The sequence below is a fragment of the Paenibacillus sp. VTT E-133291 genome, from assembly GCF_002264395.1.
Taxonomy (GTDB): Bacteria; Bacillota; Bacilli; order Paenibacillales; family Paenibacillaceae; genus Paenibacillus_AQ; species Paenibacillus_AQ nitricinens.
Genome location: NZ_NFVA01000001.1, coordinates 275,251 through 288,641, shown reverse-complemented (window position 1 = coordinate 288,641; position 13,391 = coordinate 275,251). Strand labels below are relative to the sequence as shown.

The 13,391-nt window shown below is 41.6% G+C and carries 10 protein-coding genes; 1 reads left to right on the top strand and 9 read right to left on the bottom strand.

The features are described 5' to 3' along the window. Positions 1-53: 53 nt before the first annotated feature. The 7 genes from treP to CA598_RS01130 form a co-directional block, all read right to left on the bottom strand. Complete coding sequence (gene treP, locus CA598_RS01160) at positions 54-2,024, bottom strand: PTS system trehalose-specific EIIBC component (RefSeq protein WP_094875027.1); 1,971 nt, start codon at positions 2,022-2,024, stop codon at positions 54-56. 50 nt (positions 2,025-2,074) lie between these two features. Next, positions 2,075-3,775 carry an alpha,alpha-phosphotrehalase gene (treC, locus tag CA598_RS01155; RefSeq protein WP_094875026.1) on the bottom strand — a complete coding sequence of 567 codons (1,701 nt, stop codon included), beginning with the start codon at positions 3,773-3,775 and terminating at the stop codon, positions 2,075-2,077. A 334-nt stretch (positions 3,776-4,109) separates the two neighbouring features. Beyond that, positions 4,110-5,291, bottom strand: coding sequence for a NupC/NupG family nucleoside CNT transporter (locus tag CA598_RS01150; protein ID WP_094875025.1), 1,182 nt, complete (start codon positions 5,289-5,291; stop codon positions 4,110-4,112). A gap of 15 nt (positions 5,292-5,306) precedes the next feature. Beyond that, a complete protein-coding gene (locus CA598_RS01145; protein WP_256990297.1) occupies positions 5,307-6,653 on the bottom strand; it encodes a purine/pyrimidine permease in 1,347 nt (448 codons plus the stop codon). A gap of 3 nt (positions 6,654-6,656) precedes the next feature. Then, positions 6,657-7,364 carry a purine-nucleoside phosphorylase gene (gene deoD / locus CA598_RS01140; RefSeq protein WP_094868977.1) on the bottom strand — a complete coding sequence of 236 codons (708 nt, stop codon included), beginning with the start codon at positions 7,362-7,364 and terminating at the stop codon, positions 6,657-6,659. Positions 7,365-7,525: 161 nt separating this feature from the next. After that, positions 7,526-8,959, bottom strand: a complete 1,434-nt coding sequence (locus tag CA598_RS01135; RefSeq protein ID WP_094875024.1) for an AcpB/EbpR/MafR family transcriptional regulator — start codon at positions 8,957-8,959, stop codon at positions 7,526-7,528. 120 nt (positions 8,960-9,079) lie between these two features. Next, on the bottom strand, positions 9,080-9,631 hold the full coding sequence (locus tag CA598_RS01130; RefSeq protein ID WP_094875023.1) for a biotin transporter BioY: 552 nt from the start codon (positions 9,629-9,631) through the stop codon (positions 9,080-9,082). Between the two features lie 246 nt (positions 9,632-9,877). Here CA598_RS01130 and CA598_RS01125 point away from each other — a divergent pair, with 246 nt between their 5' ends. Further along, on the top strand, positions 9,878-10,855 hold the full coding sequence (locus CA598_RS01125) for a biotin--[acetyl-CoA-carboxylase] ligase (protein WP_094875022.1): 978 nt from the start codon (positions 9,878-9,880) through the stop codon (positions 10,853-10,855). A gap of 171 nt (positions 10,856-11,026) precedes the next feature. Here the strand turns inward: CA598_RS01125 and CA598_RS01120 are convergent, their stop codons facing one another. Continuing rightward, positions 11,027-12,376: an MATE family efflux transporter gene (locus CA598_RS01120; protein ID WP_094875021.1), complete on the bottom strand. Its 1,350-nt coding sequence runs from the start codon at positions 12,374-12,376 to the stop codon at positions 11,027-11,029. Positions 12,377-12,620: 244 nt separating this feature from the next. Continuing rightward, positions 12,621-13,304 (bottom strand): MarR family winged helix-turn-helix transcriptional regulator, encoded by a 684-nt coding sequence (locus CA598_RS01115; RefSeq protein ID WP_094875020.1) that lies wholly within the window; start codon positions 13,302-13,304, stop codon positions 12,621-12,623. Positions 13,305-13,391 lie beyond the last annotated feature (87 nt).

Here is a 13,391-nt window from a genome sequence, read left to right as displayed (position 1 = left end):
GCCCCTAGGGGCTGTCTTTCTGTAATATAAAGTCTTTGCCAATAGAGTCTATATCAACCCTTGAGATGAATAGTCAAGATGATAGATTGTCTAGCTGCAGCTGGTCCCGTCTTCTCCTCAATCTTCTCCACCATATCCTGACCTGCAGGAATGATGATTGGAGTAATCAAAGGGTAACCTGCTGCGCGGATGGCCTTCATATCAAATTCCAGCAGAAGCTCGCCCGCCTGCACCTTGTCGCCAATATTCTTATGGGTGGTAAAACCATTTCCTTTAAGCGACACCGTATTAATTCCAACGTGAATAAGTACTTGTACACCACTTGCATGCTCCAATATAAGCGCATGTTTGCTCTTGATTACATGAGCTACTGTAGCATCAAAAGGTGCATATACTTTACCCTCAGAAGGTTCGATTGCAATTCCCTCGCCCATCTGTTTCTCAGCAAAGGCAGGATCAGGCACCTGATCTAGAGATACTGCAGTTCCACTGAGTGGAGAGATAAGCTCCAGAATATTCACGGATTCCTGTGTCTCTTGTACTGTAGGGCGGTTATTCAAATCGTTTGTTTCGCTCACAGTACTAGCAGACTTTGTAGCTGGGTTCTTTTCAGAACGCCCCACTACAGAACGACCGTAGAGTACAGTGGCGACAAATGGCACAATGAGAACAATAAGCATGCCAATGAAGAACACGCCCCACTGGTTAGGGAATATCGAAAGGAAGCCGGGAATCCCGCCTACGCCAATGGAAGAAGCGCGAACCTGATTAACGGTAAGAATCATACCGGCAATCCCTGAGCCGATCATCCCGAAGATGAAAGGATAACGGTAGCGGATATTCACTCCGAAGATCGCCGGCTCCGTCACGCCGAGGAATGCAGAGACGGAAGATGTAGCCGCCAAGCCTTTTGCCTTCTGTTCTTTGACTACGAACATCATTGCCAGTGCCGCGGCACCTTGTGCAATATTTGATAGCGCTAACATCGGCCAGAGGAAAGTGCCGCCCTCGCTGCCGATGAGCTGCAAATCAACCGCCAAGAAGGTATGATGCATACCAGTGATGACCAGAAGCGAATAGAATCCGCCGTAAATCAAGCCACCAAGAAGCGCAAAATGATCAAATACAAAGATCAGGCCGGAGGTGATGGCATTGGCAATGCCAAACGTAACCGGTCCGATAATGGTGAAGGCCAGAAAACCTGTAATCAAAAGAGTCACTGGCGCAACAACCAGCAGTTTAATGGAATCATGCACCCGGCGGTTGAGGAATTTCTCCAGCCTTGCCAGAATATAGGCCGAAACCAGCACTGGTAATACCTGTCCCTGATAACCGATCTTCTCCAAATGCCAGCCAAACAAATTCCAAGTTGGAACAGTTCCCTCAGTGGAAGCACTTGCATAGTTATAGGCACTTAATAGATCTGGGTGCACGAGAATGAGACCTAAAACGATCCCGAGCAGAGGACTGCCGCCGAAACGTGTAACAGCTGCCCAACCGATAAGTGCTGGTAAAAAGGTAAAGGCTGTGCTGGCAATCGTATTAATAATCGCAGCAATGTCTTTCCATGCGGGATAGACATCCACCAGCGACTGATTATCAAAGAAGATACCATGTCCGGTCAAAATATTATTGATCCCAAGCAGCAAACCTGCGGTTACGATAGCCGGAAGAATAGGAATAAATATATCAGCCAGCGTCTTGATCGCACGCTGCAGAGGATTCTGTTTTCGGGCAGCAGCGGATTTCACTTCATCTTTGGAAGAACGAGAACCGCCAGTGATTTGAATCATTTCATCGTATACTTTATCTACTGTTCCCGGTCCGATAACAATCTGAAACTGCCCCTGGCTAGAAAATTGTCCTTTTACTAATTCGTTGCGGTCCAAGGCTTCCGAATCCACCTTGCTTTCATCATACAGCGAGAATCTCAGCCGGGTTACACAATGTGTCGCAACCTCTATATTCTCCTTGCCCCCAACTGCGCGCACAATATCCTCAACATTTTTGCGGTCTATAGCCATATTTTCACTCCTTACATATTTGATTTGTGCTCCTACTCAAGTACACTTCGTTAGCGGGTTAACCACATATAGGAAGCATAAGGACTAAGCTGAAGCTCTTGTGTTAATGCAGGTGTTTCTGTTGTATTTCCAATCAGAAGCTTGTCTTTACCAGATGATAACTCTGCCCAGTGACTTTCTTCAAAACGGAAGGTAATCTCTTTGCTGCTGAAGTTCGAGACCACTACAAGCGACTCTCCATCTCCTGTTCTGGCATAAGCGAACACTTCAGGATGACCATTATCGAGTCTCTTGAAAACACCTTCAAGGAATATCTCATACTCCTTGCGTAGTGCAATCAGCTTGCGGTAATGATGAAAGATGGAATCGGGATTTGCTAGCTCCTTCTGCACATTAATGTCCGAATACCGCTCATCAACTTTCAGCCATGGAGTACCTGTGGTGAATCCGGCATTTCGGCTTTCATCCCATTGCATCGGCGTACGGGAATTGTCCCGTGAACGTTCCTGAAGAATACTCAGAGCAGTCTCAGGGCTTTTCCCCTGTTCGCACAAAATACGGTACATATTCAGTGACTCAATATCACGGAACTCATCGATGCTCTTCCATACCGGATTTGGCATCCCGATTTCTTCCCCTTGATACACATAAGGTGTTCCCTGAAGTCCATGCAGAGTTGTTGCAAGCAGCTTGGCGCTCTCTACACGGTAGACCTTATCATCAGTGAATCTGGAGAGGGCACGCGGTTGATCGTGATTATTAAAAAATAATGCGTTCCAACCCCGGCCTTTCTGCATTTTCGTCTGCCACTCTGTGAACAAGCTTTTCAGCGCCTCAAAATCAAAGGGCATTAGCTCCCATTTCTGTCCGTTCGGATAATCGACTTTTAAGTGATGAAAATTAAAAGTCATGGAAAATTCCCGCTCTTTAGGACTCGAGTACCGGATGCAATGCTCCAGTGTAGTTGAGGACATCTCTCCGACCGTCACCATCTCATACGGACCGAATACCTCTTCATACATCGCTTTGATGTATTCATGGACCCGTGGACCGTCAGTATAGAATTTACGTCCATCCCCCGGTGAAACACTTCCGTCATCATCAGGGAAGCGCTGATCCTTGGAGATTAAATTAATTACATCCATTCGGAAGCCGTCTACACCCTTTTTAGCCCAGAATAGCATCATATCATTCACTGCTCTACGTACCTTCTCGTTCTCCCAATTCAGATCCGCCTGGGTTTTATCGAAGAGAGTAAGATAATATTGTCCCGAAGCTTCATCAAACTGCCAGGCTGGCCCCCCGAACTTTGACTGCCAGTTGTTGGGGAAGCCGCCGTCCGGAGCCGGGTCCTTCCAAATATAATAATCACGGTAGGGATTGTTCCTGCTAGAAATGGATTGTTTGAACCACTCATGTTCTGTTGAAGTATGGTTAACCACGATATCGATCATGAGCTTCATTCCAAGTCTGTGTAGTTCCTGTACTAACTCGTCGAAATCCTCCATCGTACCAAAATCCGGGTTGATATTTTCATAATCCGCAACATCGTAACCGTTATCATGTTGTGGCGAGACATAGACCGGCTGCAACCAGACGATATCAATTCCAAGCTTCTGCAAATAATCTAATTTTTCAATAAGTCCTTTAATATCTCCTGTTCCGTTGCCTGTAGTGTCCTTAAAGCTCTTTGGGTATACCTGATACACCGTAGATCGGCGCCACCATTCCGAATACTGGGACTGACTCAAGTTGAACACCTCCAAAAAAATACTTTATGTCAAACATTAAACCTGTATATACAAGTTCAAACACTTCACACAGTTTAAACCTGTATATACAGGTTGTCAATACTTTTGCTATCAAACCTTCTGACGGTTCTTCTTTTATTAACCCATTTGATATCGATGATTTCTTCAGGCGTTAAATTCATTAGACTAGACAGACAAAAAGCCGCTTTTTGAGCGGCTACCTGAAATTGTACAAAAAAACAGGATACCTATTTCTTAATACAAGTAAGGTATCCTGTTCCTATTTTTTATTTAGTTTTTTAAGCTTTAGCTTCATTTTGACCTACAGGTTCAATTAAAAAATGATACCGATGATCAGAGCAGATAAAACGCTTACAAGTGTGGCACCAAATAACAGTTTTAAACCAAATCGTGCCACAATATTCCCTTGTTTTTCATTCAATCCTTTCACAGCGCCTACAATCGTACCGATTGATCCAAAGTTAGCAAATGAGATTAGAAACACGGAGACAATGGCGGTAGTACGCCCACTTAAACCATCTTGGATCTTAACAAAGTCAAGCATAGCAACGAATTCATTCGCAACAAGCTTTGTGGCCATGATACTGCCTGCATCAACAGCTTCATGCCATGGGACACCGATAAGAAAGGCAATGGGTGCAAAGACATACCCTAAAATTCCTTGAAACGAGATACCGAATACTCCGCTGAAGACCCCGTTAATTAAAGCAATGATCCCAACGAAACCAACCAACATTACACCGACTACTATGGCTACTTTAAAGCCATCCATAATATACTCGCCTAGCATTTCAAAAAACGTTTGTTTTTCCTCTAACTGAACCTCAACAATATCTTCTTCAGGTGTAACTTCATACGGATTAATGATGGATGAGATGATGAATCCGCCGAATAGGTTTAATATTAACGCAGCCACGACATACCGAGGTTCTAGCATCGTCATATATGAACCAACGATTGACATGGATACCGTCGACATTGCAGATGCACATAATGTATACAATCGATGTTTTGGTAATAATCCAAGCTGGTTTTTCACTGAAATAAACACTTCATTTTGTCCTACAATTGCGGCTGCAACTGCATTATAAGATTCCAATTTGCCCATGCCATTTATTTTACTTAGTACCAAACCAATATATTTGATAATGAACGGGAGTATTTTGTAATGCTGCAATATCCCAATTAATGCCGACATAAAAACAATTGGCATCAAAACATAAAGGAAAAATGTATGGGCCCCTTCATTTGCAATCCCACCAAAAACAAAGTCAGTCCCTTCATTGGCGTATCCAAGCAATTTTGCAAAACTATCGGCAAACCCTTTAATTAAGAATTCACCTATACTTGTTTTTAGTATAATTAATCCCAAACCGATCTGAATAGCAATCATTACAATGATGGGTCGATATTTAATCTTTTTCTTATTGTTACTTCCCAGCCATGCTAGTAATAGAACAATAACCAAACCAGCAATAGAAATTAGATAATGCATTTTTAGCCCTCCAAATTATCGGTTAATTTTTTCGGAATCCTCATATCGGAATGAATCTTTCCACATTAACCCTTGTTCCAAAATAATCGCCAACAGGCTTCCGCATATTAATCCATTATTTAAAATGGCTATCACGATCGGAGATAAATGGGCCGTAGCTGATGAAGGAATAAACATTAAACCCACACCCACTAAAAGGGAAATTCCACTAACGATAAATGTTCGTTCTTCATGAATGACCTTCTTCAATTCCTTTAGTGCTAGTCCGACCATCTTCACAAAAATGACGAAGGTAACGGAATAGCCTATGGGAGCTGGAATCGCTGATATAACATTCATCATTGGCGGAAATAAGGATATTAAGATCACAAAGCAACATCCAATTAAAAATGATCTGCGCTCCTTCATCCCTGTTTGTTCAACATATCCCGCCGCTCCCGAGATAGGGACAGAACCGACCGCTCCTAAACCGCCACTAATAAGATGCGTAATTCCAGAAGTAAACCCGGCGCGCAAATAACGACGATGATCCACTTGCTTTTGTTTCATAACGGTCTCCATCAAACGGATGGACGCAACTGCATTGGTTATTAATAACAGAGTTAATAAAAATGCAGTAGTGATCGTCCCGGCATCGAATCGTGGTCTGCCAAATGGGAATATTTTCGGTAGCTTAAATAGAGTATCCGCATGAGAAAACACAGGTATATTACCGCAGATAATAAATAATAGGCAGCCTATCAATATACTGAAAATTATTGAAAACTGGCTGAGTACTACAAAGCGACTTTTTCCTAACCAAAAGGTAATGCATACCACAATCACACTAAGGATGAATACTTTAACATCTAACATGGAGTGGGCTATGCTAATCCCCATCATCCCTTTCATAAAAGATCCACTTAATTGAAAGATCAATAAAAGTAAATAAATAAAAGTGATGGTTGGAGTAAATAGACGAGCGATTTTATCCATTAGCTTAAATGCTGAAATTAGGATAAATAACACACCGCTAATGATCATTGCCCCACTTAAAGCTTGTAAAGCACCATTGTTAGAAGAATAAAGTCCCCCCACTAAACTTGCGTAAATCGTAAAAATGCTCCACCATAGCCCTGCCGGACCTTCATGGATAGGGAATTTATGACCCATCACGCCTTGTGAAAATCCAGCTATCCCTAAAGTAATCATTGTGCTCTGGATAAGCCAGGAAGTCTCTATGGGTGTTAAGTTATATAAATCTGCGATAGCAATGGGGGCAGCAATTGCACCAGCGATCATAAAAATCATCCACTGCAATCCTGACAGTATTACCTTCATTTCTTTCTCACTCTCTTCTCTAACAACACTGCTCTTATCCATAAATCAGCCATCAATGACTGTGTTAAGAGCTACTTCGACCATTTCATAAAAGGATTGTTCACTTTCTTTATGAGTCAGGTGTTCCTGTCTTAACAATTGACTGCCGACTGTCAAAATCGATAACGCTTTTACACCATATTTAGCGGCTAAAGTGTATAGGGCTGTGCTTTCCATTTCTACTGCTAATACACCAAAATCCATAAACTTGTGAAGCCGATCTAAATTTTCACGATAGAATTCATCAGAATTATAGATGTTGCCAACAAAAACATTTGCATTTTTAGCTTGTGCTTGTTGATACGCTTTCATTAACAATGAGAAATCTGCTGTAGGTGCAAAATTACAACCATGAAAGATCTTCTCTGTCATATTACTGTCTGAAGACACCGCTTGGGCTATTATAATATCACGGATATTAATTTCACTCTGCATCGCACCACAAGTACCAATGCGAATCAATTTTTTAACTTCATAATCGACGATCAATTCTGTAGCGTAGATACTCATCGATGGATTTCCCATCCCTGTCCCCTGCACCGACACCGGCACACCCTTGTATAATCCAGTGTATCCATACATCCCTCTTACTTCGTTATAACAATTAGCCTCCTCTAAAAAGTGTTCTGCTACAAATTTTGCACGTAAAGGATCTCCCGGGAGCAAAACGCGCTCTGCTATTTCTCCCTTATTTGCACCTAGATGCCTACTCATAGTTCTTCCTCCAACTTTTAATAGTAAACTGAGGTTTACCGAAATCGCTTTCCACTTGCCCTCAAGTAAAATCAGTTTCGAAACTAGATTGAGCATAAGGTTTTTTGACATTACAAACTAGACCAAAAACTTACGTAGCTAACGGAAAATAATTGGTCAAATTATAAAAGCAATTCTTTACGAATATTGTCCAAATCTCTTTTAGAGGGGATCGTAGAAATAATAACAACAGGCACGGTCTTTAGTGCAACCGGGATATTACTAATGACAAGATCAATATTATTTTGCTGCATGATCTCGTCGGTTAGCCCTTTCATAATGGAAGTATTAAGGATCAACTGATCTCCTATTTCCTTCTTTATCAAATCTGCTATGTAATGACGAATTGAAAATTCCTCCCCGATCACTAAGAAAGCCCTCTTACTTGTATAACGTAAACTCGAACGAACAATTAAGGTTAGTTTTGTTAAATGGAAATTATTGAAGAGAACGGATGGGTAAGTTTTATTCCACGTTTGCATACAGGTTTGCATTTCTTGATAAATCTGCTGGCACTCCTGTTCGACATACGTTGTTAAATGACTTTTAGAAATCATCATCCATTCCGGAATGGCATTTTCGATTAACAGCTTGTCAAAGAACCCGTAAATCTCCAAGATAAATCGTTCATGCATATCCAAGTTCGGGTATACCTTTGCCAACAACAGGAGAAGCAGATTCCCCATTTGATATTCTTCTTTATCCTTATGTAATTCGACTTCTTTAATCGGAGTGATCTCTGACCCCTCATAATAATGATATTGGCTGAGACTAACCATGGATTGCATAAAGAATATTTCACTCTTTGGAAATTCGATGAACAGCTTTTCTTCAAGACGCTCTGCTATGGCTTTCACTGGTATATAAAACATCCCCTGTTTCCATGGGTAAGCATTTTCGTCGATTGTTACACAAGTTCCTTTAGCAGCTCTTTCTATTACAATTGCCAACAAAAAGGACAATTTCCTTTTGGAATTGATAAAATATACTATGTTATTCTCATTTTCTATATTTGTGATCAACTGATTTATATAGGCAAAATCGAGATTCACAAAGGGCCATCCTGTAAACTCATACGCATCACAATATAAATTCCAATAAAAATATCGAATATTCATTTCATTCCCTTTGATCGCAGGTGTAGAGTAACTAATGCGTAGCTTATACGCTTTTAGATCATTATTATTTAATTCCACAATCAGCTTCTTCAAAGATGAGGTACTCATAAACATGGCTTCAGAAAGCTCTTCCACAGACATTCGACCAGCATTCGTAAACAATAAATTCATCAGCCGATAAAAAATGGTTTGTCTGAACATAGAAGAAATCACTTCACTAATCGTACTTCGCCCATCACGTCGAAGAATAATTCCCTTTCCTCTAGACACTTCAATGGTTACAGTAGAGGGTAGTTGCTTGCTGATTTCCTCCACCATCTTCCGTATTGTCTTATCTGAGATCCCTAAACTTTTTTCCACTTCGGCTAAGGTATACCATCTTTGTTCCGTATCAAGCAGCGTTAATAGTTGGCTGGCTAAATTAAATCCCTTATCCATGGTTATCCACCCTATTTCAATTTCATTTTAATTTTTATAGTATAAACAAATTCACATCTATAACCCTAATATTTTTCAATAAAAAAACTCGGGTTTCATTTACCCGAGTTTCACATCACATTATATTTGTGTTTTTTCTTCAATAGGGCTAATTGCTTTCAGCTGCATCGTTATAACGGCTGCAATAACGGCTTTGATGATGTCTCCCGGAAGAAAGGCCAATGCTCCGACAAGACCGGCCCATATCGACGTATTTGTTATCAATGCCATGATAGGGGCGCCAATCAGACTCACTAGTAATACACCAAAGATCAGGTTGATTACTATCAGCTTCCAAGTTCGGACCTTCGGCCAGATTTTTTCAGAATACCAGCCGATAAGACCGGCCGCGATCGGGAAGCTAAATATGTATCCAGCAGAAGGACCAATGAGCACTGCGATTCCGCCGCGGCCACCAGTCAGTACAGGCAGTCCAATGGCTACCAGAATAATGAAAATGACTAGACTGAGGGCGCCCATCCGTTTCCCCAGAAAACATCCAGCTAACATTACACCAAGCGTCTGGGCAGTGATCGGAACGGGGATGAAACCGAGGGGGATGGGTGGAATCATGCCCAGCACCGCGATAAGTGCTGCGAATAATGCAGCATAAATAAGTTCTTTTGTCTTCAAAAAATTGACCTCCATTGGATATAAATAATTGTATTCTGGTTAGTAAATACGTCCAGTAAGCTGAATTATAATGGAGATATTCATGATTGTAAACCATAATATTATTTATAGTTCACAATCGAATAAAATACTAAACTTGAGTTTTTCCAATTGTTATATAGAATTAGAGTATTCAGTCGCAATTATTGGATGTTAATATATTCGATGGATTTTGGTCGGAGAGTTATACTTTTGGAGGTTAAGTTCATGACAGTAAAAGAACATATTCTTGCCTTGCTCGACAGTAATAAGGGTGAATACTTTTCCGGCGAGGAAATAGCCGTTCAGTTATCCGTGACGCGCAGTGCGGTCTGGAAAGCCATAAAATCGTTACAGACAGACGGATATTCCATACAAGCTGTAACCAATAAAGGGTATTCCATGTCACCTCAAACAGATATCCTATCTGCCAGTGCAATTTCAAAATATCTGAATACCCAGGGGCAAAAGTTACGAGTAGAAGTCTTTAAGACAATATCTTCAACGAATGAAGCCGTGAAAAGCCTTGCCTCAAATGGAGAAGCTGAGGGTAAGGTAATCCTTTCCGAAGAACAGACCGCTGGGCGCGGGAGAATGGGCCGGAAATTCTTTTCTCCACCGGGAACAGGAATCTATATGAGCATCCTGCTGCGTCCCAAGTTGTCAGCAACAGATTCCGCTCTGCTAACCACTTGCGCCGCTGTTGCTGTTGCCCTTTCTATCGAGAGTGTATCCGGTAAAGAAACACAGATTAAATGGGTGAATGATGTCTTCATGGAAGGTAAAAAGGTGTGCGGGATTCTTACTGAAGCATCCGTGTCACTGGAAAACGGCTGGCTTGATTATGCCGTACTTGGTATTGGTATCAATGTAGCACTACCGTTCGACGGCTTTCCTAACGACCTTACCGAGATTGCAACAACTGTAATTTCTGAAAATAATTCTTATGGTGATCTCCGCAACCGACTGGTAGCAGAAGTACTGAACAATTTTATGGGATATTATGAGCAATTAAAGGACAGATTGTTTCTTTCCGAATATAGAAAACGGTTAATTTCACTTGGCAAACCCGTAACAGTGATAAAGAATAATGAACAGCTTAAGGCAACAGCCCTTGATATCGATAACGATTGCCATTTGAAAGTCAGATATGAGAATGGTGACGAGGAATATCTTTCAAATGGAGAAGTCAGCGTTAAAATTTAGCTGTTGTTCTTTTTAAGATAGGCTAGCTTATGACGTTTTCGCAAAAGAAGCCACCTACAAGATGGCTTCTTTTGTGTATATTATTATTGCATATTATTTTAGCAGCGATTCTTCCTACGGGCAAAAAAAAAACGGAGTTTAAATAAATCGGTTCCTTTTTCGCTTATTCTACTATGCTAAAGCATCTAAATCTGGTTGCATCTTGTTCCGAAGAACATACAGCATGATGGCACCAACCAGGAAGGCAACGGCATCCGAAATGACGAGCGACCAGATCACACCATGAAAACCATTCATTTGATTGGCTATATACAACACAGGGATCAGAGTAACCCCTTGAATAATTGACATTATAAACGCAGCAGTTCCTTGCGCTGTAGCTTGGAAGATCCCGGTAAACAACGAAGTCATTCCTGTAATGAACAACGATAAGAATGTCACATGCAGAATATAGCTGCCCATTTCAATTAATTGCAGGTCATTCGTAAATAAGCCAATTAAGTGGTCGGAAATCAGATAGACGATAACGCCGAACACGACAGCTAAAGCTATAATCGCTTTGATCGTGAATCCGATGGTATGCTTCATGCGTAATTTATTCGCTGTAAAAGAGAAGGCAATGAGCGGTACGACACCCTCGCATAAACCCATCAGAATGCACTCAGGTAATTGCAATAAACGTGATGAAATTCCGAAGCCGGCTATGGCTTGATCTCCATATTCGACAAGAAAATGGTTCAATACGAGTGACATTGCACCCAAGAAGATACTCATAATAAAGACGGGAACTCCGATTTTGAATACATTGCTCAGTATTTCCTTGGTAGCTTTGAACCATTTTAAAGAGATAGTTAAGAATTGGCTTTTATAACCCAAATGGTAGGCGTAGAATGTGCTAGCAACCAAGTTAGAGATGACCGTAGCCGTCGCAACACCAATCACGTCCCAATGGAAGACGAAGATAACTAGCGCATCAAGAATAATATTCACGACGACACTTAGAATCATCCCGATCATCGATATGATTGCTGAACCTTCCGAGCGCACGATATTCTCAAGTGTGAAGCATAATACAACGAATGGTGAGCCGATAAGCATAATCGTTACATAGTCCTTTGTAAATCCGAAGGAGTCGGGCGTCGCTCCCAGGCCATGAACTATTGGATCAATCAACGGGAGGCCAACAGCCATCACGATAAGACCGATTACTAAACTGCTGTAAAAAGCGAATGATGATACATGCTTTACATCATCATATTTTTTCTCCCCTAGCAAGCGGGAGATAAATGTACCACTGCCCATGCCAATCAAGTTTCCTAGCGCCATAATGATCGCGAATAACGGCAAGGTTAGTGCAAGTGCGGTTAACATAGCCGTATTGCCCAGTGTGCCAAGGAAATAGGCATTCAATATTGAATATATGACACTCATTGACATGCCTAACATCATCGGTATACCGAAGTGAGCGACGGCTTTTGCGATAGGTGCTTTTTCAAAGTAATGGAGGTTTTCTGCGTCCATGTGGGTCACCACTTTCTTCATTTATTGGGTACTTAAATTACTTAGAATTCTAACTATTAATTAAATATGAACCATAACGCAGCAACAACCAACCCCATACCGTAACAACAACTTTACAGGGTTGGTGTGCGAAATTGGACTGTTCTTCAGTATCCAAGAAAGTACGTCATTATGCTTCCTTTGCCGTTCATCTTTCTCTTGTGAAAGGCTAAGCCACTGCTACTGTTTGTGGAAAAGACTCTGCTTACTTATCGTCCGAATCAGGTGACTTGTCTGGTGATGAATTTCTGCCATCTCTGGAAGGCCAGACGAATCCGCGCATGTCTCGATGCCCTTCCCCGCCAAAGCCAGGGAACCTTCCGCTAAAGCGTTCGTCCCTAGAATTCCCCCACATTCTTTGCATTTGTCCACGCATGGCCATTAATTTTTCGAATTCCTCTGTACCCATACGCTCCTTTGCGGCCTCCATCCACATTGCCATTACATCACGTTCTCCGTCCGTTCCAAGCTCTTCTTCTAAAGCCATAATTACGCGGGTTAAGTAATCCCCGAAAGCAACCTGCTCTTCTGAAGATAGGCTAGAAAATATGTTGACATTGTCTATCTCTTGCCCCTCTTCCTCTTGTCCTTTTTGGGTTAGGTAAATCAACATGATGCGTTTGTCTGTTTCTGATGGCTTACGGGTGATATATTCAGCTTTCTCCAATTTTGCAAGCAATTCATTGAGGGATGATACACGGATGTCCAGCATATAGGATAAATCTTTGGTGCTGATACCATCTTTCATCCGGAGAAATGCCAGTATCCTGCCTTGCCCGCGGGATGTGTCAGCCATAGGGCCCACAGCAGCGTGTGTTTTTAAGTGTTGTCGTTGCAGCAGCCATTGCAGTTTCGCGAGTTTTTCATATAATTCAGTATTCATGTCCATATTGGGTCCTCCATAAAGTTTTTATGGTACCTGTTAATCTTTGTGACGGTACCTGTTGGTTTTTATTATAACGGTACCTGTTAGATA